Genomic DNA, 23,401 nt, shown 5'->3' with positions numbered 1-23,401 from the left:
GATACGCTCCTACCGGTAGCGTGCCGGTCAAACCTGGCGACATCCTTCAGGACAGGCTCCGCGTCGACGCGTTGATCGGTCGAGGCGGCATGGGGCAGGTGTTTGCCGCGACCGACCTCGACGCGCGCACGCACGTCGCGCTCAAGGTCGTCAGCCGCCTCTTCGTCGACGAGACGTTGATGCTCCGCCTCCATCGCGAGGCCGTCGCCGCGCAGCGCATCCGCAGCGACTACGTCCCCCAGGTCTACGAGGTCGGCGACACCGGTGACGGCGAGACCTTCCTCGTCATGGAGCGGCTCATGGGCGAGCCGCTCTCCGCCCGCATCCGCGCGGTCGGCGCGCTGCAATGGAACGAGGTCGCGCGCATCGGGGAGGAGATCCTGCGCGGGCTCATCGACGCGCACGCGGCGGGGATCATCCATCGCGACCTCAAGCCCTCGAACGTCTTCCTCGCGCTGAAGACCGGCCGCGTCCGCGCGATGGTCCTCGACTTCGGCGTCTGCAAGATGGACGGGCTCGACACCGAGCGCCTCACCGGGACCGGCGAGTCGATCGGCACCGTCGCGTACATGGCGCCGGAGCAGATCCGCGGCGCGGCGAAGGTCGACGAGCGCGCCGACGTCTACGCGTTCGGCGTCCTCGTCTACGAGATGCTGAGCGGACGGCTCCCGCACGAAGGTCCGAGCCAGATGGCGATCCTCGCGAGCAAGCTCGAAAAGGAGCCCGCGCCGCTCCGCTCGTATTGCCGCTTCCCCGTCCCCGAGGCGCTCGACGCGCTCCTCCAGCGCTGCCTCGCGCGCGGCCCGCACGAGCGCCCGAGCAGCGCGACCGAGCTCCTCCGCGAGTGGCGCGCGATCGCGCGCTCGGAAGGTTTCCTGACGGGACCCTCGATCCCGCCGCCGCCGCGGATGCCCTCCGGTCCGCCGCCGCCGCCCTCCGCGCGCGACGACGAAGACCCGCCGACCGAGATCTCGAAGCCCGACGCGCTCCCCGGCGGCCTCGCGATGCGGCTCGGATCGTCGAGCGACGACGAGCTGCTCCCCGCGACGCGGACGCCGGTCGACTTCGCGGAGATCCTCCCGCCCGAGAAGTACCCGACCGAGGTCCCGCTCATCAAAGGACCGGAGTCGCAGCCGTCGGTCCCTTCGTCCGCGCACGCTCCGGGACAGGGCGCGAAGCTCGCCGGCATGGTCGCCATCGCGGCGGTGCTCGTCGGCGTCTGCGTCTTGGCGTTCGCGTTCTCGCGCCCCGATCCGCCGACGCGCGCGCGCTCGGTGGCGACGGCCCCGCCGCCGGTCGTCGACACGAGCGAGCCCGAGCCCGTCCCGCCGGCGCCGACCGAGGAGGTCATCTCCGCCGACGACTCCCTCGAGCTCCCGGCCGATCCGGCGCCCGTGTCCGGCGCCGGCGCGTCGCGACCGCGCCCTCCGATGTCGTCGCCGCGCCCGCGCCCGGCCGCCTCTCCCGCGCCCAAGCCGAAGGGCAACCAGGGAATCACGTCCCAGCCGCGGTACTGAGTGAGGTAACATCCCTTCGCGGATGAGACTGCGCGCGACCTGCCTAGCGATCGCCCTCGCGCTCGGATGCGTGCAGAATGCACATGCTCAGGGCAAGACGACGGAGGCGTCCGCGGTCGACCCCGCGACGCGCGATCGGTCACGCGCCGCGTTCCGCAAGGGCGTCTCGCAGCTCCGCGCGCAGGACTACTCCGGCGCGCGCGCGTCGTTCGAAGAGGCGTACGAGCTCGTGCCGCACACGAGCATCCTCCTCAACCTCGGCATCTCGCGCCTCAAGACCGGCGACCCCGTGCTCGCGGAGGGCGACCTCTCGCGTTTCCTCCAGGAGGACACCGGCGCTCCGCCCGAGGAGCTCGCGAGCGCCCGCGACGCGCTCGCCGAGGCGAAGAAGCAGATCGGGACGCTGAAGGTGACGGTGACGCCGCCCACCGCGCAGGTGACGGTGGACGGCAGCCCGCTCACGCTCCGCGACGGCGCGGGCGAGGTGCGGCTGAAGGCGGGCTCGCACGCGATCTCCGCCGAGGCCGACGGCTTCACGCCCGTCGAAAAGACGGCCGACGTCGCGGGGAAGGGCGAGGCGAAGCTCGAGATCGCGCTCGAGGCGAAGACGCCCGCCGGACCGGCGCCGCCGCCGGAGGGCGAGACGCCGCCGGACAAGGACGGCGGCTCGATGCGGCCGATCGCGGGCTACGCGCTCGCGGGCGTCTCCGGCGTCGCGCTGATCGTCACCACGGTCCTCGGGGTGAGGACGCTCGGGCTCGCGAGCGACTACGAGGCGGAGAAGGATCCGACCGCGAGGGCGCGGCTCAAGGACGAAGGCGAGTCGGCGCGCACGGGCACCGACGTCGCGCTCGTCGTCGCGCTCCTCGCGGGCGCGGGCGCGGTCATCCTCCTCTTCACGGACATCGGCGCGTCGCACGAGCCGGCCGCGCCTTCGTCTCCGAGCACGTCGTCGCGCTGGCCGGCGAGGTGGCTCGGCGGCGGTGCGGCGGGCGGTCCGCCGGCAATCCTTCGTTGGTGAAGGATGCGCCGTGCTAACTCTGCACGGATATGCGTCGTCACCGAGCTTCGTTCCTCTTCTTTACGGCCGCGCTCGTCCTCGTTCCGGCGATGGCGGTCACCGCGTGCAGCGACGACGACGTGACCGTCGGACCGTCGACGTTGCTCGACGGGAGCACCGACGGCCGCACCAACGCCGAGGGCTCCGTCATCACGCCGCCGCCGACGAACGACGCGAACGTGGTCGAGACGAGCACGGGCGATTCGGGCGGAGACGACGCCGGCGCGGACGCCGACGCGGCCACGGAAGCCGACGCGGACGCGGATACGAACGAGCCCGACGCCTCCGACGACGCTTCGGCGAACGCGGACGCGGACGCGGACGCGGATACGAACGAGCCCGACGCCGACGCGGCCACGACGCAGACGACCCTCGACGACGCGACCTACCGGATCACCGTGTGGACGTGCACGCCCGCCGGCGGCGGCGCGGCGACGGACATCAAGGCGGCGATCGCGGGAGATCCGTACGACATCGCCGAGGTGGAGCTGGAGGTCGCCGGCACGGCCGGCCGCACCGACGTCCTCTACTCCGACGTCCCGGGGTGCACGCGTTCGACGACGAGCGTGGTGAGCTACCCGACCGCGACCGCGGTCCGGTTCGTCGGCGCGACCTCGTTCACGTGCAGCGCGACCTGCGAAGCGGCCCGCTGCACCGCGGGAAATCAGGCGTCGCTGACGGACACGTTCTCCTTCACGAAGACGGAGACCTCGTTCTCCGGCACGCGCACCCTCGATGCGGCAGCCGTCACCGGGACCCTCCAGGGAGCGGTCGGTTGCCAGGCCGGGGACGTGGAGGACGTGACCTACGTCAAGAATTGACCACAAGGTAGTCAAATGGGGGTGCCGCCCCCCATTTGGAGCGTCAGCAGCGTTGCAGACCTAACAGTAGGGGTGGTGAAAGAAAGCTAACACGCAGGAGATCGCGGCGATCTTGAAGGCCCAGCTCTTGCTAAAGGCCCGGCCCATGGAATCGAAGTGGCTCGGACGTGGTGCACTTGCCGCCCTTGTCGTTAGTGTCGTTGGCTCCTCCGGGTTGACGGGTTGCGCTGAAGAGCGGGACCCGATCAGCCGCGTTCAGGCGAACGCGGTCGCCAAGTCGTTCTTCCTCGGTCCGAACCTCGAGGACTACAAGGACGACCCCGAGTTCCGCACGAAGAGCTTCAACATCGACAGCGGCGCGAACACCGACAGCCACGTCGGCGCGATCGGCGGCGCGTCCGCGGTCGAGCGCGTTCGCTGGGAGGTCACCGAGAACTTCCTCTTCGCGCGCCGCGCCTACCAGGAGTCGCCGGGCGCCGACAACCGCGGCCTCCCGCGCAAGGAGGTCTCCCCCGGCAAGTGGGAGTTCCCCGGCCCCGCGACCGGCACGATCGTCGCTGCGTACCGCATCCAGAGCCACTTCGACATCCGCCGCTCGTACAACCCGGCCACGGGCGAAGAGCAGAACGTCATCGAAGAGAACGTCAGCGATCGGCCCTGGTTCAAGCGCCAGTACATGCGCGTCGACTGGGGTACGAACGTCGCGCAGTCGACGAGCGGCGACACGAGCTGGGTCTTCGGCGGCAACAGCGACGTGACCCCGATCGAGTACGCCCCGACGAACGACAACGACGAGGACCGTCCCCACTTCGAGATCCAGAACGGCTACTTCGACGTCACGAACAAGTACCAGCTGAAGTCGTCGCCGGTCGGCGCGTACGGCATCCCCGAGTGCGTGCTCGTCGGCTTCTTCAACGGCACGACGACGTTCGACTGCTCGCCGGTCGAGGTCAAGATGAGGAGCTCCTTCATCCGCCTCACCGGCGACGAGGACTTCGAGCCGTTCGAGGAGAACAAGACCTTCCGCGACGTCGTCGGCAACTGGGGCAACGCGGGCAACAACTTCAACCGCGAGTACGGCGGCGCGCCGATCACGGCATGGGACCCGCAGTACGGCTATACCGACGCCAACACGCACACGTTCTACTCGTTCCACAACATCTGGGAGAAGAGCCACCTCGCGACCCAGTGCGGCAGCAACGCGGACGAGGACGGCGACGGCACCGCGGACGAGTGCCAGCCCGAGGTGGCGGGCTACTCCGGCTCGCTCGGCTCGCAGTGCGACGTGTACATCGGCCGCTGCACGATCCCGGTCCGCGACCGCAAGATCAAGCCGATCGGCTACTGGCTCAACGCCGACGCGCCGGAGGACCTCCAGGACGAGGTCTCCCCCGACGGCAAGACCATCACCTCGCCGGGCGCGCTCGAGGAGATGACGATCACCTGGAGCCAGCTCGTCAAGGTCGCGGTCGCGTACCGCCGCGAGGTCGAGTGCCGCCGCACGCACGACTTCGGCGACGGCGATCACCGCGACGACTGCCACGACCTCTACTTCGAGGGCACCGGCCCCGAGTCGAAGGAGATGGTCCGCTTCGGCGGCTGGGGCATCGACACCCCGAAGCCGCAAGAGGTCGACAAGGGCGCGGACGGCAAGGACCTGCCCGCCGTCACGACCTGCCACAACCCGGTCCGCGCGTACGACCTCCCGATGTGCGGGAAGCCCGGCGAGCTCATCCGCCTCGGCGACCTCCGCAAGAACTACGCGATCTACTGGCCGCACGCGTCGCGCGCTCCGTACGGCGGCGTCGCTTCCATCGGCGGCGACCCGCTCACGGGCGAGATGATCGGCGTCACGGCCACGACGATGATGCGCTCCGCCTACGCCGCCGCCGCGCAGCAGCGCGACATCATCTCGCTCGCGATGGGCGACGTGAAGATCGAGGACCTCATCCAGGGCGTCCAGGCCTCGACCTACGTGCAGCGCGTGAAGGACGGCAAGATCGTCGGCGGCCTCGCGCAGGCGAAGTCGGCGGCGGAGATCTCCGCGGTGACGAAGAACATCGACCTGAAGACGATCCAGGCGACGGTGAGGAAGAGCATCCCGGCGGTGACCACGCCCGGCACGGTCGAGCACCTGAAGGCTCAGATCGAGACGGCCCTGCTCCGCTCGCAGGACTCGCTCGCCGGCACGAACCTCGCGAAGGCGAACCTCGAGCTCGAGGCGCTCATGAAGCGGCTCGACGCGACGCCGTACAAGACGGAGCTCGGGAACAGGAACCTCTACCGCCTCGTCGCGGAGTCGCAGGACAAGAGCTCGCACGTCTACAACTCGATCAAGACGATCGCGGACCAGGACTCGACCCGGGCGCAGGACATCTTCGACGCGTACCAGGCGTTCCTCGGCGCGCGCGGCGTCTGCTTCGCCGACGGCCCGACCAACGCCGGCGCCGGCTCGCTCTACCAGCCCGCCCTCGCGCCGTACTTCAAGGCGAAGTACAGCGGCCTCGACCCGGTCGAGCGCGGCAAGGCGGTCTACAAGGAGCTCCTCCGCGAGTCGGTGAAGGGCATCGCCTTCCACGAGATCGGTCACTCGATCGGCCTCCGCCACAACTTCGCGAGCTCCTGGGACTCGCTCAACTACGCCCCGCAGTACTGGCAGCTCCGCACGAAGGAGGGCACCTCCACGACCCCGTGCACCGAGCCGCGCAACGGCGGCGACGACACCTGCTTGGGCCCGCGCTACCTCGATCCGCTCTCGGACGACGAGCAGGGCATCGCGGGCGAGTCGCGCCCCGGCATCGAGTACTTCGCGAACACCTCGACGATGGAGTACCAGATCGAGCGCTTCGGCGAGACGGTGGGCGCCGGCACGTACGACCTCCACGCGATGAAGACGCTCTACGGCCGCGTGCTCGAGACGTTCGACTCGCGCGTCACGAAGTACGACGAGCAGCAGCTCTTCGCCGTCAAGATGCTCTCGCAGGGCATCGCGAAGGACCTCATCCTCGACCCGACGAAGGGCTACGGCCTGCACTACACGCGCGCGGCGATGAAGGCGAAGGTCTTCGACCCGGCCCGCGACTGCCGCCCCGCGACGGAGGAGGAGAAGGAAGGCGCGAAGTGGCGCATCGTCCACGGCAAGGTCTGCTCGCAGGGCCCGCGCAACCACCTCGCGTACGAGGACATGAAGTCCGACCCGATCGCGTTCAAGCTCCAGGGTCAGGTCATCCCGATCGGCGCGAACGGCGTTCACTGGAAGGGCCTCGACTACAACAAGCAGCCGGTCGTTCGCTGGCAGTACCGCTACGGTGAGGACTACTCGCGCGGCGGCTACATCCACGCGAAGCTCTTCGACTCGGGCGCGGACATCTACGAGATCACGATGAACGTGATCCGCCGCTTCGACGAGACGTACCCCTGGGGCTACTTCCGCCGCCAGAACCGCGAGTGGGCGTGGTGGGGCCTCTCCTCCGGCGTCGCCAACAACACGTACGCTCGTCTGCGCGCGTACCACTGGAGCACGACGACGGAGCTCGGCCGCGTCACGAACCCGGCCGACCTCGAGGACGACGACGGTGAGCGCCCCGCCCTCATCGCGTCGCAGGAGATGTTCAACTTCCTCCAGCGCGCGCTGCTGATGCCGGAGCCCGGCTCCTACGGCGGCGGCGCGACCACGAACCAGCGCACGAAGCCGGGTGGCACCCCGATCTTCGACGTCCAGACGGAGACGGAGTCGAAGGAGGTCACGAGCGTGATCGGCAACCTCGGTCTCGTCGACGGCCGCTACGTCCAGGTCGACTTCGACAACAGCCTCGGCGGCTCCTGGGACTACCAGCGTTACCCCGCGCACGCCGGCTTCGACGACGAGAAGGCCCTCGCCATCCGCGAGCTCGTCGACTCGCGCCCGACCCTGTCGACCATCTCGCGTGAGAACGCGCTCGACGGCCGCGACCCGTACATCAGCTTCCGCACCGACACGCCGCAGGCGATCGACCGCCTCCTCGGCGGCATCCTCTCCGAGGACTGGGAGACCGTCGCGCCGTCGATGTCGGCGAACGGCACCGGCATCGTGACGCTCAACCTCCAGCCGCGTGAGCCCGGCAGCGTCGGTCGCCCGGCCGGCAACAAGGGCATCGTGTTCCCGAACCTCGGGTACTCGAACCAGCTCGCGGCCGGCATCTACGCGATGCTCTTCTCGCGCTTCTCCACCGACCTCGTGCTGATGAACAAGATGCGCATCCAGTTCGAGGGCGACCTCAACCAGAACATCCCGGTCGACCGCCGCGTCTCCTTCGTCGACCCGGTGTCGGGCTACCGCTACCTCGCGGCGCGGTTCGGCAACGAGACGATCAACGGCAAGTCGGTCGACTCCGGCATCGCCTCGCGCATGCTGCTCCGCGCGAACGAGCTCGCGTCCCGCGCGTACGACGGCACCACCGGCGCCAACGGCGAGTTCACCGCGGCGCTCTCGGGCGGCCAGCCCACGATCGCCGACGAGGCGGCGGAGAAGGAGCTCCGTCGTTACGTCGGCCTCCTCGACGCGATGCGCCAGATCGCGAACATCTTCGGCAACGGCCCGCTCGGCGGTGGCGGCGGCGGCGAGTGATCGCCTGACCTCGCGCTGAAGAGACCCCTCGGGCCGGCGAGCACTTGCTCCCGGCCCGAGTCGTTTTCAGCGCCGCGCGACGAGCTCGTCGACGGAGCTCGCGCGCCCAGCTCACGCTCAACCGATGACGTGCACGCGGATCGAGTTGGTCGAGCCGCTCACGCCGAGGGGAGCGCCGAACACGATGACGACGCGCTCGCCGGGGGAGGCGAGGCCGTTCGCCATGAGGTCGCCCGTGACCCAGTCGACGAGCGCGTCGGTGTCGGTGAGCTGGGGCAGCTCGCGCGGGATGACGCCCCAGAGCAGCGCCATGCGACGGCGGGTGGAGGGGTTCGGCGAGAACGCGATGATCGGCACCGGCGGGCGCGCGAGGCTCACGTTCATCGCGGACGAGCCGCTCTCGGTGAAGGCGACGAGGAAGCGCGCGCCGATCTCGCGCGCGGTGTTCACCGCGCCGCGCGCGATCGCCTCCGCCACGCTCGTCGCGCGCGTCGCGTACGGCGCGGCCTCGAAGAACGGGCTCTTCTCCGCCTCCATCGCGATCGCGCTCATCATGCCGGCGGCGATGTTGGGGTGGTCGCCGGTCGCGGTCTCGCCCGAGAGCATGAGCGCGTCGGCGCCGGAGAACACCGCGTTCGCGACGTCGCTCGCCTCCGCGCGCGTGGGCCGCGTGCTCGTCTTCATCGACTCGAGCATCTCCGTCGCGACGATGACGGGGCGGCGGACGCGGCGCGCGACGAGCAGGATCTGGCGCTGGATGACGGGCACGCGCTCGGGCGGGAACTCCACCCCGAGGTCGCCGCGCGCGACCATCACGCCGTCGGACGCGGCGATGATGCTCTCGAGGTTCTCGATCGCGTCCGGGGTCTCGATCTTCGCGATGACGGGCGTGGGCTTGCCCCACTCCTCGCAGATCTCGCGGACGAGGCGGATGTCGTCGGCGCGGCGGACGAACGAGAGCGCGACGTAGTCGACGCCGAGCGAGAGCCCGAAGCCGAGGTCCGTCTTGTCCTTCTCCGTGAGCGGGCTGATGCGCATCGTGCGCGTCGGGAGGTGCACGCCGACGCGGTTGCGCATCCCGCCGCCCTGGGTGACCTTCACCCGGATGCGGTCCTTCTGCGTCGCGAGCGTGTGCATCACGATGCGGCCGTCGTCGAACATGACGCGGTCGCCGACGTGCACGTCCTCGCCGAGGCCCTCGTACTGGATGTAGATGTTGTTCTCGTCGCCGACGCCGTTGCCCTCGATGAGGTCGACCTCGGCGCCGGTCTTGAGATCGAACGGGGCGGGGAAGGTGCCGGTGCGGATCTTCGGGCCGCACAGGTCCTGGAGCGCCGCGACGGGCTTGTTCTTCGCCGCGCTCGCCTCGCGGAGGCGCTGGAACTGGCCGGCGTGGTCCTCGTGGCTGCCGTGCGAGAAGTTGAGGCGCGCGACGTCCATCCCCGCGTCGATGAGACCCTTGAGGCCCTCGACCGAGTTGCACGCGGGGCCGAGCGTGCACACGAGCTTGGCGCGTCGGATGGCCATGAGGATTGAAGCGGAGCATCCTCCGGCGCGCCGAGCTTGGCAAGCCTTCTCGCCCGTGCGACAAGCACGGCACTCGCAAATGACCGCTACGCGCCGCGACGCCCAGGGCGTCCTCACGCTCGGGGGCGTCTCGCTCGCCGGCCTCGGCCGGTACGAGGGCATCGGCACCCCCACGTACGTCTACGACCTCGACGGCATCGCCGCGAACGCGAAGGCGCTCGAGGCGGCGTTCGAGGGGGAGAGCCACCTCGTCGCGTACGCGGTCAAGGCCAACAGCGCGGGCCCGATCGTGCGTACGCTCGCGGCGGAGGGCTGCGGCGCGGACGTGGTGAGCGGCCCCGAGCTCGTCCTCGCTCAGCGCTGCGGGATCGCGGCGGAGAAGATCATCTACAGCGGCGTCGCGAAGGCGGACGACGAGCTCGACCTCGCGATCGGCATGGGCGAGCGCGGCATCCGCGCGATCAACGTCGAGAGCGTCGAGGAGATCGTCCGCGTCGCCGCGCGCGCGAAGGCGCTCGGCCGCGTCGCGCGCGTCACGATGCGCATCAACCCCGGCGTCGAAGAGGACGTCATCGACACGCACCGGCACATCACGACCGGGCACGACGACGCGAAGTTCGGGATCCCGCTCTCGACCCTGAACGACGCCGTCGGCGCGGCGCTCGCGGCCCCCGCGCAGGTGCGCGTCGTCGGCATCGCGGCGCACGCCGGCTCGCAGCTCACCGCGATGGAGTCGTACCTCGCGTCGGCGCGGAAGGTCTTCGAGACGGCGAAGGAGCTCCGCGGCCGCTTCGCGCTCGAGCTCGTCGACACCGGCGGCGGCTTCGGCATCGACTACGGCGAGGGCTGCCCCGTCACGCCGGCGGACTTCATCCGCGCGGTGCGCGCCGCGAAGCGCGAGGCGGGGCTCGACGACCTCGCGTTCTTCTGCGAGCCGGGCCGCTCGCTCGTGGGCGCGCAAGGGATCCTCCTCGCGCGCGTCATCCAGGTGAAGGTCGCGCCCGAGCGGCGCTGGCTCATGATCGACGCGGGCATGAACGACCTCATGCGTCCTGCCCTCTACCAGGCCTTTCACCGCATCGTGCCCGTCACGATGCCCGCCGGCGCGACGCCGGTCCCGATGCGCGTCGTCGGCCCCGTGTGCGAGAGCTCCGACGATTTCGGCGTGCACGAGCTTCCGTCGCAGCCGTTCGAGGACGTCGCGATCCTCGACGCCGGCGCGTACGGCTTCTCGATGGCGAGCCGTTACAACGGCCGCGCCGTTCCGGCGGAGATGTTCCTCGCCGGCGGCAAGGTGCGCGAGGTCCGCGCGCGGAAGCCGGCGACGGACTGGGTCGACGACCGGATGTAACGAGCCGCGCGTCCCTGTTACAATCGGGCCGTGCGCTGCGTCCTTCCCTCCGTTCTCTTTGCATCTTTCGCGTTCGTCGGCGCGTGCTCCGACGATCCCGCGCCCCCTCCCGATCCGCCGCCGAAGTTCGAAGAGGACGTGATGCCGATCCTCGTGAAGAACTGCGCGCTCGCGTCGTGCCACGCGGCGAAGGAGTCGCCGCTCGGCGTGAACATCACCGCGGACCCGGCGGTCACCTACGCGTCGCTCATGAAGGAGAGCACGTTCTTCAAGGGCACGAGGCTCGTCGTGCCCGGCAAGCCGGAAGAGAGCCTCGTCATGCGGAAGATGGACAACACACACGCCGAGCTCGAGAGCTGCCCCGGCGACTGCGGCAAGGCGATGCCGCCGCCGGAGGACGACAACGCGACCGGCGACGAGGCGCTCCTCTCGAAGTCGAAGCGAGACGTGATCCGCGCGTGGATCGCCGCCGGCGCCAAAGACGACTGAGTTTCTCTTGTTCGAGAGGGGCCCCCGCCGGGGCCTCTCCGCGCGCGGCCCCGAGAGGGCAAACCGCGGCGCTCTGAGGTTAGCCGCCGACCTTGATCTTCGGCATGCGGGTCGAGGACGAGCGGCGGCGCTCGCCGGACACGGCGGGCGGGGCGCCCTGGCGGGCGCGGACGATCTGGCCGTCGACGACGAGCTCGACGCCGACGGAGCGGCAGCGGCGCGCGAGGCGATCCATGTCGACCTGCGCGCCGACGAGGAGGCCGCCCGGGGGCGACGGATCGACGAAGAGGTCGGCCGTCGCGCGGCGCGTGCGGAGGAGCTCGCGCACGTTCGCGTCTTCGACCCAGAGGAAGCCCGCCGCGGCCGCGAACGTGCCGCGACCGACGACGACGCTCGCTTGCTGGAGCGTGCGCGAGAGCGTCTCCGGGAGCGGCGCGATCGTCTCGATGCGGACGCGCAGCGAGTCCGCCTCGTAGCCGGCGGAGAGCGCGCGCGCGAGCGTCTGCGGCGCGACGATGAGGTCGAGCGCCTCCGCGACGCGGCCGAGGTCGACGAAGCCGTAGAGCGCGAGGACGGCGCCGGTCTTCGCGCTCGAGCCGAGGCGGAGGACGTGCGTGTCGAGGAACTTCGACGGCTCCGCGTTCGGCGCGGCCGGCTTGTCGGCGAGGAACATGCGGCCGCGCGGCGTGAGGCGGAGCGCGACGCGCGGCGAGGGGTCCTCGCTCGCGTCCTCGGGATCGTCCTCGCCGAGATCGATGACCCCGAGCGCAGGGAGGCTCTCGAGCACGATGCGGCGCGCGACGATCATCGGATCGGGATCGGGCGCGCTCACGCGCTCCGCCCAGCGCCGGAGGAGGCGCGCGATCCCTTCGATGCGGTGATCCGACGCGAGGTAGCCCTCGAGGGAAGGCCACGGGATCCAGCGCGAGTCTCCGAGCTCGCGCAGCGCGGAGAGGACGAGCTCGCGCACGACGCTGCTCGCGCTCGAGTCGCGCTGCTCCGGCGGGAGGCGCAGGATCTCGGAGTCGGGGCGCGCCTCGTCCCACGCGCCGCCGCGGCGCCAGGCGGTGAAGAGGTGGCTCGAGAGCTCGTGGAGCGAGAACGATCCTGGCGGCGAGCTCACGTTCGTCGCCGACGCGTCCCAGAGGCCGATCGCGCGCGAGAGGGCGGAGACGAGCGCGACGTGATGGGCGTCGCGGCCGAAGCGCGTCGCGAGCTTCGACACGAGCGACTTCGGCGTGCCGATGCCGGCGCGCACCTCGTTGCCCGGCTCGCGCGCGGCGAGGGCGAGCGCCATCGCGAGCACGGCCGGGTCTTGCGAGAAGCGCGCGCGGCGCGGGGCGTGATCGCCCTCCGTCACGAACGTCCGCACCTGCTCGCGCCGCGCCTCGCGCTCGGCGGTGCGGGCCGCGCCGATGATGCGGCCGACCTCGGTCGGGACGATGTGGCGGTTCGGGTGGACGGGGATGAGGAGGCCGCGGCGCTCGAGCGAGAAGCCGACCCCGCGGCGCGAGGGCGTCGCGCCGGAGGCGGTGCGGAGGCGAAGCGGCTCGCGTTCGAGCTCGAGCAACTCCTCGGTGTCGACCTCGCCGCCGAGCTCCTCCGCGCCTTCGAGCACGCGCCGCTCGGTGGCGGAGAGCTTCTCGATCTCCTGCGCGAGCTTCGTCGGATCGCCGAGGACCTCCCACGCTTGCTCGAGCGAGAGCGCGATCGGAGGCGTGGCGGGGCGGCCGAGGTAGTGACCGGCGATCGCGCTCACCGTCTCGAACGGCGCCTGCGCGAGGAGCGCGCGCACGCCGCGTGGGTCTTCGCCCTCCCACGTGCGGAGCTGCACGAGGTACGCGGCGGGGAGGATGAGCTCGAACTCGTTCTTGCCGATCGCGCGCGCGAAGAGGATGCCACGCTCGGCGAGGGGCTGGAGCGCCGGCGGCACGGACGCGACGACGAGGAGACCGCGTGCCTCAGCGACACGGTGGAGCAGCTCGACGCTCGCCTGCGGGAGGCGGCCCGGCTCGCGCAGCTCCGGCAACGCGACGAGCGCGCGCGCGACCTGCGCGGGCGGATCGAGCCGCTTCGCGGGATCGATCCGCACGCCGAGGCGCGAGACGAGCGACTCGAGCTCCGTCGGCGGAAGGGCCTTCAGGATCTCGACGAGGCGCAGCGGCGTCGGCGTCTTGCTAGCCACGATGCCTTAAACGCTATCGCAACTTTCCACCGCCCCCTTCATTCAAATTGGCTCTTTCGGCGTCGTGATGACGCCGGTCATGACACAATGAGCGCCGCCGTGGCAGAACGCAGGAGCCGAGAGCGCGACGTGCCGCAGCTGACCTGGCCAGGTCGCCAATGGCGCGTAACCATGCCGCAAATACCGCCGGTCGGGGGCGCGGGCGTCGCGTCGCGTGTCGTCGAGGAGACGGGCTCCGGTTTGTCGAACCGTATCGTTCACGGCGACGTCGTCGACGTCGCGCCGACGATCGCGGCCGGCAGCGCCGACCTCGTCTATGTCGATCCGCCCTATTCGTCCGATCGCGACTACGTCGCGGAGGCGCGGCTCGACGGCCCCGCCGACGGTCGCGCGCGGAGGACGCTCGCGTACGAGGACAAGTGGTCGATCGGCAGCTACCTCGAGATGCTCGCCCCGCGGATCGATGCACTCTGCAATCTCCTCTCGCCCCGCGGGACGATCTGGGTGCACCTCGACTGGCGCGCGGCGTACCTCGTGCGGTGCATCCTCGACGAGATCATGGGACGCGACGCGTTCGTGAACGAGATCGTCTGGCGGCGCGCGCCGAACCTCGGCCGCCAGGCGACGAGCGGGCAGTTCGGGCGCACGCTCGACACGATCGTCGTCTACGGGCGCGAGGAGGCGGTGCTCCGTCCACCGACGCGCCTCGAGCCGATCGAAGAGCGCGCGATCCGCTGGGGCGACGACGGCCGTCCGTTCACGAGCGCGCCGCGCGGCGACTACACCGACGCGTCGATCGCGAAGCTCGAGAAGGAGGGGCGCATCCATCGCACCGCCTCCGGTCGCGTGTACATCAAGTACTTCCTCGTGAAGAACGAGGAGGGCGTGCTCTGCCGCGAGCGGCGCATCGACGCCCTCTGGACCGACGTCGCGCCGCTCCGTCACGCCGCGCCGTCGGAGCGGACGGGGTACCCGACCCAGAAGCCGCGCGCGCTCCTCGAGCGCATCGTCGCGTGCGCGACCGAGCCGGGGAGCCTCGTCGTCGACGGCTTCTGCGGCAGCGGCACGACCGCGGTCGCGGCGAACGCGCTCGGCCGGCGCGCGATCGTCTGCGACAAGAGCCCGGTCGCGATCGCGACGACGCGCGCGCGCCTCCTCCGCGACGACGCGTCGATCCGCGTCGAGCGCGTGGAGGGCATGATGACGCCGGCCGCGCCGCCGCCGGTCGTGGAGGTCGAGCGCTCGGCGGTGCGGCTCGTCTCGCCGAGCGAGCCGCTCGCGTGGGCGATCGGGAGCGAGGAGCAGGGCGTGTTCCGCGCGCTCTGGCACGCCGAGCGCGTGCCGGGCTCGAAGCCGGTCCACGCCGCGCGGGAGGCGCACGTCGCGGAGCGAGGACGTCTCGACGTGCGCGTCTTCGGCGACGACGGTTCGATCGGCGAATGGAGCTCGGCGCGAGTATGAGGCTCGAATGATCCTGCGTGATGCGGTGCATGGGCTCGTGTCGTTCGAGACGGAGGAGGAGCGCCTCATCCCGCGCTTGATGGACTCCCCCGAGGTGCAACGCCTCCGGCGCATCCGCCAGCTCGGCGTCGCGTCGTACGCGTTCCCCGGCGCGGAGCACACCCGCTTCTCCCACGCGATCGGCGCGGCGCACGTGATGAAGCTCTTCCTCGCGCGCCTCCGCCAGATCCACGGCGACCTCCCGTTCTGGCAGCAAGTGACGAGCGAGCGCGCGCAGGAGGCGCTCGCGGCCGCGTTCCTCCACGACGTCGGGCACGGGCCGCTCTCGCACCTCTTCGAGGAGGCGATCCCGGGATCGGCGCATCACGAGGAGTGGACCGAGCGCATCGTCCTCGATCCCTCCACCGGCGTGAACGCGGTCCTCGTCTCGGTCGATCCGTCGCTCCCGGAGCGCGTCGCGGCGCTCGTGCGCGGCGAGAACCCGCTCCCGTACCTCGCGCGCGCGGTGAGCGGCACGCTCGACGTCGATCGCTGCGACTACCTCCTCCGCGACGCGCACTCGACCGGCGTCCGCTACGGCGTCTTCGACCTCGACTGGCTCTTCCGCTCGCTCCGCTTCGCCCCCGCCGAGGCGGGCAAGGCGCCGGGCCTCGCGATCGACGGCGCGAAGGGACTCCCCGCGATCGAGGCGTTCCTCCTCGCGCGCCTCTTCATGTTCCAGCAGGTGTATCTCCACAAGGCGACGCGCTCGGCGGAGTGGATGATCCGCACCGTCCTCGCGCGCGCGACCGCGCTCGTCGCCGACGGGATGCGCCTCGAGGGGACCCCGCGCGCGATCGAGCTCGCCGCGCACGGCCAACCGGTGACGCTCGACGACTACCTCGAGCTCGACGACTCGCTCCTCTTCGTCGCGATGCGCGCGTGGGAGCGGGCGAAGGATCCCGCGCTCTCCGACATCGCGCGGCGCGCGCGCCTCCGTGCGCTCTTCAAGACGTACGAGCTGTTCGGCGAGCAGGCCTTGCCCGACGGGCGCGCGCATTGCCTGAACGTCGCGGAGGACATCGCGAAGAAGCACGGGCTCGATCCGAAGCTCTACGTCGGCCTCGACGTCGCCGCCGACACGCCGTTCGGCGCGGAGTCCGAGCCGCTCACCGTCGTCTTCGCGAAGGGACCCGCGCGCCCGCTCAGCGACGTCTCCTTCCTCCTCGCGCGCCTCGCCGGCCAGGTGATGTCGCGGGTCCGCCTCATCGTCGCGCCCGAGCTGCGCGACGAGATCGCGAGCGCGCTCGCGACATGACGGGCGCGCTTGCGCTCCTCTTCGCGTTCGCGGAGGTCGACTCCGCGCACGGGAGGATCGAGGGCGACCTCGGGGTGGCGGTGGCGGCCGGGATCACGGCCGGCCCCCGCGCGCCGCGCGCGACCGGCGATCTCCGCCTCCGCTACCTCTCGACCGCGGGCGTCTTCGGCACCTACGAGGAGGGCTTCGCGTCGTCGGAGCCGCGCCGCGCGATCGCGACCGGCGTCGAGCTGCGGCCGCTCTTCCTCGCGCGGTGGGTGACGGGGCACGAGCTCGGCTCGCCGCGCGCCGACCTCTTCATCGACTCCCTCGCGCTCGAGCTCGGCGCCGCGTTCGTGCAGCCCGACGGCGCGCGGTTCCGCCCCGCGCTCCAGGCCGGCCTCGGCCTCGAGCTCCCGTTCTTCGATCGCGCCGAGGGCCTCTTCGCCGGCCTCCACGTCGGGGCGCGCTGGAGCGACGCCGCGCTCGCGGGCAACGCGGGCGGCGGCCCGTCCGATCGTGCGCTCTTCGCCTCCCTCACGCTGGGATGGCAGGAGCTCTTCGCCGGTCCGATCGCCCGATGAGCCTCGACGCGACGAAGCTCGAGTCGCTCCTCCAGGCCGCGCTCGCGGAGCTGCATCCGACCGCGCGCGTCGCGGGGGCGCTCGCGGGGCTCGAGCCGCTCGAGGAGGTCCGCCTCGTCGCGATCGGCAAGGCCGCGCCGGCGATGGCGCGCGGCGCGCTCATGGCGTGGAGCCAGAGCATCGTCGAGACGCTCGTGGTGACGACGGACGACACGAACGCGGCGGGGCTCCAGGTCTTCCGCGCGGGGCATCCGCTCCCCGACGCGCGCAGCGTCACCGCGGCGGACCTCTGCTTCGGCGTCGCGGCGCGCGCGGCCTCGCTCCTCGTCCTCGTCTCCGGCGGCGCGTCGGCGCTCGTCTGCGCGCCGGCGCCGGGCGTGACGTTGAAGGACAAGCGCGCGGTGACGCAGGCGCTGCTCGAGAGCGGCGCCCCGATCGCGGACATCAACGTCGTGCGGAAGCACCTCTCGCGGATCAAGGGCGGCGGCCTCGCGCGCGCGGCGGGCGGCGTGCCGGTGTACACGCTCGCGATGAGCGACGTCGTGAAGGGAGGCCTCCACGACGTCGGCTCCGGCCCGAGCGTGGGCGATCCGTCGACCGTCGCGCAGGCCCGTCGCGTCGTCGCGCGCTGGGCGCCGAAGTACGCGGACCTCCCGTTCGTGAAGACGGGGCGGACGGGCGCGAACGTGGGCGGCGACGTCGTCATCGCGCCGGCCGATCTCGCGCGCGCGATGAGCTCGCGCCTCCGCCAGCGCGACATCACCGTGCGCGTGCTCCGCCCGAGCGACGCGCCGCTCGAGCGCCTCGCGAAGGAGTACCTGCGCGCGGCGAAGACGCTCGCGCCGGGGCACGCGCTCGTGCGCGTGGCGGAGCCGTCGCTCACGGTGACGGGCGAGGGGAGGGGAGGCCGCTCGACGCACCTCGCGACGCTGGTGGGTCGTCAGCTCCCGTCCGGCTGCATCTTCGCCGCGTTCGCGACCGACGGCGTCGACGGCACGAGCGACACGGCGGGCGCGGTCGTCGACGACACGTTCGTCGCGCGCGCCGGCGAGGACGCGATCGTGCGCGCCCTCGCTGCGTTCGACACGGGCCCGCTCCACCTCGGCCTCGGCACCGCGGTCCCGACGGAGCCCACGGGCCACAACCTCGCCGACCTTCACGTCCTCGTACGAACGCACGACGGCACGTAGCGGCACGGCACATGTCGCACATGGCACATTGAATTGGCACATATGGCCTTGATCATCGGCATTTCATGGCGGCACATCGGTTGCTCAAGTCATGACACATGCGCACCCTCGCTCTCCTGGTCGTCCTCGGCTCTTCCCTCCTTGCGTGCGCGGGCGAGATCGCGCCCGAGGCGTCCGGGCAGACGGCCTCGCAGCAGCGCGCGGACGACGCGGAGCAGGAGCAGGAGCAGGAGCCTGCGAAGAGCATCGACGAGGGCGCCGCGAAGGCGGACGACTTCCCGGCGCCGACGTGGGGGCTCTCGCGGGGCGGTTGCCTCCTCAACGAGGGCCCCGACGCGCCGGGCGAGTGCACCGTCGGGACGGAGCGCGACTGCCCCGAGGGCTTCGAGCGCGGCTTCGGGTCGTCCGGCGGCCCCGGCTTCTGCAAGCAGAAGTGCGTCAACGTCAGCGGCGAGGCGCGCTGGAGCGAGCCGACCCGCGACGGGTTGTACTGCCCGTACTTCGACACGAACCTCAACGCCGGCAAGTGCGCGTGCAACACGCCGCTCGTCCTCTCGTTCGACGGCGCGGCGGTCGACTTCGCGACCAACGCGACCGGCAGCTTCGACCTCTCGCGCGACGGCGTGTGCCACGGCGGCGACTGGCCGACGGCGGTGACGCCTTGGCTCGCGCTCGATCGCGACGGCAACGGCTCGATCGACAGCGGCGCGGAGCTCTTCGGCTCCGCCACGAAGCTCGGGAACGGGAGCTTCGCGCGGAACGGCTTCGACGCGCTCCGCGATCTCGACGACAACGAGGACGGCGTGCTCGACGCGAAGGACGCGGCGTTCGCGAAGATCGTCGTGTGGAGCGATCGCAACATGGACCGCCTCAGCACGCCGAACGAGCTCACGTCCCTCGCCGAGGCGGGCGTGAAGGCGATCGACCTCCACGACCGCCGCGAGATGCGCTGCGACGCGCGCGGCAACTGCGAGGGCGAGCGCAGCCGCTTCACGATGACCGACGGCCGCCGCGGCACCGTGATCGACGTCTACCTCGTGCAGCGCTGAGCGTTCACGTCTTCGCGCTCGTGCCGTACCATTCGTCGCGCTCGCCTGTACGCTCGCCGGGCGCTCCGAACGCATGCCGCCGCTTCGCATCACCATCTTCACCGCCGCGCCGATCCCGATCGGCAACGAGGTCCTCGTCGAGGTGTTCTCCTTGCCCGACGGCAGCAGCGTCCCGCGCGTGCGAGACGTCGTGACGTCGATCCTCTACGCGGGGACGCGCGGGGGCACGGACTGGACGCGCGCGGAGCCGCCGCCCGACGCGAAGCCGAAGTACACGCTCCGCGGGCGCGTCGTGGAGTGCGTGGTCGCGAACGTCAGGGTCTACGACTTCGAGTCACCCGGGTACGCGCCGCAGACTTCGCTCTCGATCGAGGTGCTCTCCGATCCCGGTCCTTACCGCTGAGCGCGCCTCAGCGTGATGCGCCGAAGAGCTGGGCGCGCGCTTCGGTCAGGGCGAAGCCGAGGAGGTTCTGGCCGCGCCAGCGCGCCGGGTTCGTCGCGTCGGGGTTCGACGCGCCCATGCCGATGCCCCAGATCCGATCGCGCGGGGACGCCTCGACGAGGATCGCCGCGCCCGTGCTGCGGAGGAGCTCGCGCAGGGCCGTGTCCTGATCGAACTTCGCGACGTTGCCCTTCACGACCGCGTGCGTGCGCGCGCGGCCCCACGCCTGGTCGTCGTAGTTGCGCACGGAGCGGCCGATGCGCTTCGCCTCCGACGGCGTCGCCGCCTCGAGGATGCGGCCGAGCGCTTCGTCGTCGCGGAAGAGCCGCGCCTTCTCCGCCATCATGAAGTGCTCCGCCGTCGCGTAGCGGACGCCGTCCACCTCGAAGGCGGCCGGGTACCACTGGCTCAGGCACGAGCGATCGATCGCGCCCTCCACCTTCGGGGTGTGCCCGTAGAAGAGGAAGAAGTCGACGGCGTGTCCGTCCGCGAGGTGCCGGGTGAGCGAGGCTCGGGTCCACATAGTAAGAGTCAATATGACTCTTTTGCTCCGAGGCCGCCACCGCTCGGCGATCGAAACGATCGCGTGGTGTAGGGAATCCCCTGATCGATGTCCCGAGACATCTCCACCAAATTCTGAAAACCATTGAAGAATACCGAAAAGCGTCGATGTGAGCTGATGTAGGTACAGGGCATGGCGATTGCTGGATCGCCGGCACCACCATGCTCCTTCGCCGCGCGGTCCTGCTCGCTCCCCTCCTCGTCGCCGCTTGCAGCGCGTCTCCCGACTCCGATCCCGAGACGGCGGAGGGCGAAGCGGTCGGCGCGTACGGCGATCGGGTCGGGCAGGACATGCTGACGACGACCGAGCCCGGCATCACGCTCTTCGACGGATACAACGCGCTCTTCGACCTGCGTCGGACCGGCTGCGTGAGCGCGGCCGCGAACGGACCGCCGCCGAGCGTGGGCCAGCCGTCGCAAGCGACGACGATCAAGCTCGTGAAGACGGACACGGAGCTCGCGAAGGAGCTCGGCGTCGACGTGAGCCTCTCGGTGAAGGCGCCGCTCGTCAGCGCGAACGCGTCGGGCTCGCTCCTCCGCAGCTTCCGCAGCACGACGACGAGCGTGAACTACCTGATCCAGGCGGTGCAGTCGTATGTCGTCGTCTCGAACGCGCCGGTCAACCTCACCGACGACGCGCTCAGTATGCTCACGAGCAGGCCGCAGGACTTCCTCGTCCGTTGCGGCGATCGCTTCGTGAACGCCGTCACCTACCAGGCGAAGATCGAGGCGCTCATCACCTTCGAGACGTCGAGCGAAGAGCAAGCGCTCCGGCTCCAGGGCCAGATCTCGGCCGGCGGCACGGTAGCCGCGGTCGTCGGCCTCGACGGCTCGATCAAGTCGCGCCTCACCGACGCCTCGAAGCGGGAGGACGTGCGCTCCTCCGTCACCGTCACGGCGCAGGGCTTCGACCTCACCGGCAACGAGACGCTCGTTGGCATCGAGGGCACGCTCGAAGAGAAGCTCACGAAGATCGACGGCGCGAGCGTCGCGCTCCGCCGGTCGCTGCAGGGCGATCGCGACAAGGACGCGGCCGGCTTCTTCCAGCACTTCACGCGCCGCGCGATCCCGGCCGCGCTCCACGTCACGCGCTACGGCATGGCCGCGAACGCGCCGGTCGGCGTCGACGCGAGCGCGCCGTTCAAGCAGAACCAGAAGATGATGCGCGACACGGAGAGCTACCTCCGCGCGTTCGGCCAGCAGAAGCTCAAGATGGAGCGCGCGTGGCGCTACGAGATCAGCGACTTTCAGCAGGCCGCCGGCGAGAACCAGGCCTACTACAACGTCGCGCCGCCGGGCGAGCCGAAGCGCCGCGTCGAGGACGTGGCCGCCGTCGCGTCGAAGTGGGCCGCGCGCTTCCGCAGCGACGACGGCATCATGCTCGGCACCGATCTCGCTGCGGTCGAAGACATGATCTCGACCTGCGCCGAGAACGCGAAGAGCGGCGACTTCACCGACTGCAAGCCCGGCACGAACCCGGCGACGCTCCCCGAGTACCTCGCCGCCCAGGCCGCGATCGACGAGTACCTCCACACCGGCCGCGTCCTCCGCATGCGCGCCTTCGTCATCGACAACGGGGCAGGGAAGACCTACGCGCGGGCGCAGGCGGCGTGCGCGAACAACGGCGGCTTCGTGAACCGCCTCGCGACGCTGGAGGAGGCGCGCCTCCTCGGCCCGCTCGTCGCCGGCCTCGGCGGCGGCACGCAGAAGAGCACGTGGGTCGCGGACACGAGCTCCTGCCGCTACGCCAACAGCGGCCTCTCGTACTACGAGAACGCGCCCGGCCGCGCCGACGGCGCCGGCTGCGACGCGTGGGACTGGTTCGGCGGCGGCCCCTCCCGCGCCGTCATCTGCGTCCAGCAGTCCGGCCCCGTCGGCCGCCGCGACGACCTCTAGCCCGCTCGGGTCCAGCCGCCTCTAGGTCGCTCGCGTCCAGCCGTCGAATCGCCGCGCGCCGTTCGGCTATTTCGCGTCGGGAGCCGCGCCGGCGTCGAGCGCCGCGTCGGCGGTCTTTGTCGGGTTCAGCGCGGTCTTCACCTGCTCGGCGAGGTTGCAGTTCATGACCTGACGCTTCAGCGCGGAGAGGGTGTACGCGTTGTTGGGCATCGCGCCGGAGACGAAGTGGAAGTCGGCGTCGGCGGAGCGGCGCACGCGGAGGAGGGTAGGGTCGCCGTCCTTCGTGCGGAGGTCGATGAGGTGCACGCGCGACGGATGCACCACCTGCTGCAGCCCCTCCTCCGAGATCTGGCCCGCCCTGTAGCCGGAGTCGGGCGCGAACTGCATGGCCTCGTCCACGTCCTCGTCGAGGACGAGGAGGAAGAACTGCGCGCGCTTCACGATGTCGATCGCGTGCGGGATCTCCTCCGCGATCGCCTTTTCGTACTGCTGCATGAAGACGCGGAAGTGGATCTCGTCCTCCGCGTTCTTCGCCTCCGTCGTCCACTCCTCGGAGAGGATGCGCGTCGTCTGGTACGCGAGGCGGAGGTTCCACGGCTGGTCGTTCCACCCCGTGCCCGCGTCCTCGCCCTTCGCCGCCGCCGCCATCGACGGGTTGTTCTCGCGGAGGAAACACCCCACGAAGGAGTCGCGCGCGGAGTCCTTCGCCTTCTTGCGGAGCGACTCGGCGTCCTTCGCGTCGGCGGTGCGCATGCGGAGGTAGAGACCGGGCACGTCCGTCAGGTTCCACTTCGCGGCCGCGGGATCGACGTGGTCGCCCTTGTACTCCGGGGCCGCCGCTTCGATCGTGAGCTTCTCGAGCCGCTCCCGCAGCGGGTACCACTCCGCGCCCACGGTCGTCGTCGCGGCGCGCTGCTTCGAGAAGAGCTCCTCCTTCATCGCGTCGAGCGAGCGGTCGCGATAGATCCACGCGCCGATCACGACGACGAGCACCGTGCCGATACCGAAGAGCCACGTCATGCCCGACACGCGCCCAGCCTTCGACGCGCCGCGCTCGATGCGCGCGTCGTGGATCGCCTTCAGGCCAATGTCCCGCGGCTTGTCGCCAGGCCCTCCGCTCGTATTCACCGACCAGTCTCCTTTTTCAACGTCGGGGGCTTTGCCCCCGACACCCCCACCCCAGACACGGCCCTCGCGCGGAGCGCGAGGGTCGCTTCGCGACCGCTGGGGCGGCCGCTTCTGGGGCCCCTTGCTCGGCCCTCGCGTCGAGGGTGAGGGGCGCTTGCGTGGCTGCTTCTGGGGCCGTTGCGCGGCCCCCTTGCTCGGCCCAAGTGCCGAGGTTGGAGGCGCTTTGCGCGGCTGCTTCTGGTGCCCCTTGCTCGGCCC

Annotated in this window: 17 protein-coding genes; 13 read left to right on the top strand and 4 right to left on the bottom strand. The window is 71.0% G+C overall.

The window, feature by feature from the left end:
* Positions 1 to 89: 89 nt before the first annotated feature.
* From KF837_35585 to KF837_35570, 4 genes are all read left to right on the top strand, one after another.
* Entirely contained in the window at positions 90 to 1,517 is a 1,428-nt protein-coding gene (locus tag KF837_35585; protein ID MBX3232702.1) for a protein kinase, read from the top strand.
* 22 nt (positions 1,518 to 1,539) lie between these two features.
* Entirely contained in the window at positions 1,540 to 2,538 is a 999-nt protein-coding gene (locus tag KF837_35580) for a PEGA domain-containing protein (GenBank protein MBX3232701.1), read from the top strand.
* 29 nt (positions 2,539 to 2,567) lie between these two features.
* Positions 2,568 to 3,398 carry a hypothetical protein gene (locus KF837_35575; GenBank protein MBX3232700.1) on the top strand — a complete coding sequence of 277 codons (831 nt, stop codon included), beginning with the start codon at positions 2,568 to 2,570 and terminating at the stop codon, positions 3,396 to 3,398.
* Between the two features lie 214 nt (positions 3,399 to 3,612).
* On the top strand, positions 3,613 to 8,004 hold the full coding sequence (locus KF837_35570; GenBank protein MBX3232699.1) for a zinc-dependent metalloprotease: 4,392 nt from the start codon (positions 3,613 to 3,615) through the stop codon (positions 8,002 to 8,004).
* A gap of 117 nt (positions 8,005 to 8,121) precedes the next feature.
* Here the strand turns inward: KF837_35570 and pyk are convergent, their stop codons facing one another.
* On the bottom strand, positions 8,122 to 9,531 hold the full coding sequence (gene pyk / locus KF837_35565) for a pyruvate kinase (protein MBX3232698.1): 1,410 nt from the start codon (positions 9,529 to 9,531) through the stop codon (positions 8,122 to 8,124).
* 79 nt (positions 9,532 to 9,610) lie between these two features.
* Here pyk and lysA point away from each other — a divergent pair, with 79 nt between their 5' ends.
* Together lysA and KF837_35555 are read left to right on the top strand one after the other, a co-directional pair.
* Entirely contained in the window at positions 9,611 to 10,882 is a 1,272-nt protein-coding gene (gene lysA / locus KF837_35560) for a diaminopimelate decarboxylase (protein ID MBX3232697.1), read from the top strand.
* A gap of 30 nt (positions 10,883 to 10,912) precedes the next feature.
* A complete protein-coding gene (locus KF837_35555; GenBank protein ID MBX3232696.1) occupies positions 10,913 to 11,371 on the top strand; it encodes a hypothetical protein in 459 nt (152 codons plus the stop codon).
* A gap of 79 nt (positions 11,372 to 11,450) precedes the next feature.
* On the opposite strand, the gene KF837_35550 is transcribed toward KF837_35555, so the two are convergent.
* Positions 11,451 to 13,556, bottom strand: a complete 2,106-nt coding sequence (locus KF837_35550) for a hypothetical protein (GenBank protein ID MBX3232695.1) — start codon at positions 13,554 to 13,556, stop codon at positions 11,451 to 11,453.
* Between the two features lie 240 nt (positions 13,557 to 13,796).
* Between KF837_35550 and KF837_35545 the strand changes: the two genes are divergently transcribed.
* The 6 genes from KF837_35545 to KF837_35520 all read left to right on the top strand — a co-directional run bounded on the left by KF837_35545 (position 13,797) and on the right by KF837_35520 (position 19,519).
* The gene (locus KF837_35545) at positions 13,797 to 15,017 is read left to right on the top strand and encodes a site-specific DNA-methyltransferase (protein ID MBX3232694.1); all 1,221 of its coding nucleotides are present in this window, start codon (positions 13,797 to 13,799) and stop codon (positions 15,015 to 15,017) included.
* Positions 15,018 to 15,024: 7 nt separating this feature from the next.
* Entirely contained in the window at positions 15,025 to 16,314 is a 1,290-nt protein-coding gene (locus KF837_35540; GenBank protein MBX3232693.1) for an HD domain-containing protein, read from the top strand.
* Positions 16,311 to 16,877, top strand: a complete 567-nt coding sequence (locus KF837_35535) for a hypothetical protein (GenBank protein MBX3232692.1) — start codon at positions 16,311 to 16,313, stop codon at positions 16,875 to 16,877. Before KF837_35540 ends, KF837_35535 begins: the two co-directional genes overlap by 4 nt.
* Positions 16,874 to 18,067, top strand: a complete 1,194-nt coding sequence (locus KF837_35530; GenBank protein ID MBX3232691.1) for a DUF4147 domain-containing protein — start codon at positions 16,874 to 16,876, stop codon at positions 18,065 to 18,067. Before KF837_35535 ends, KF837_35530 begins: the two co-directional genes overlap by 4 nt.
* Positions 18,068 to 18,165: 98 nt before the next feature.
* On the top strand, positions 18,166 to 19,116 hold the full coding sequence (locus KF837_35525) for a calcium-binding protein (protein ID MBX3232690.1): 951 nt from the start codon (positions 18,166 to 18,168) through the stop codon (positions 19,114 to 19,116).
* A gap of 73 nt (positions 19,117 to 19,189) precedes the next feature.
* Positions 19,190 to 19,519: a hypothetical protein gene (locus KF837_35520; protein MBX3232689.1), complete on the top strand. Its 330-nt coding sequence runs from the start codon at positions 19,190 to 19,192 to the stop codon at positions 19,517 to 19,519.
* Positions 19,520 to 19,526: 7 nt separating this feature from the next.
* Here KF837_35520 and KF837_35515 read toward each other — a convergent pair whose 3' ends face one another.
* Positions 19,527 to 20,081: an NADAR family protein gene (locus KF837_35515; GenBank protein ID MBX3232688.1), complete on the bottom strand. Its 555-nt coding sequence runs from the start codon at positions 20,079 to 20,081 to the stop codon at positions 19,527 to 19,529.
* Positions 20,082 to 20,281: 200 nt separating this feature from the next.
* Between KF837_35515 and KF837_35510 the strand changes: the two genes are divergently transcribed.
* Entirely contained in the window at positions 20,282 to 22,015 is a 1,734-nt protein-coding gene (locus KF837_35510; GenBank protein MBX3232687.1) for a hypothetical protein, read from the top strand.
* Between the two features lie 66 nt (positions 22,016 to 22,081).
* Here KF837_35510 and KF837_35505 read toward each other — a convergent pair whose 3' ends face one another.
* Entirely contained in the window at positions 22,082 to 23,143 is a 1,062-nt protein-coding gene (locus KF837_35505; GenBank protein ID MBX3232686.1) for a hypothetical protein, read from the bottom strand.
* Between the last annotated feature and the right edge of the window lie 258 nt (positions 23,144 to 23,401).

Source organism: Labilithrix sp., from assembly GCA_019637155.1.
Taxonomy (GTDB): Bacteria; Myxococcota_A; Polyangia; order Polyangiales; family Polyangiaceae; genus Labilithrix.
The sequence above is the reverse complement of the archived record's forward strand: the minus strand, read 5'-3'. Positions and strand labels throughout refer to the sequence as shown.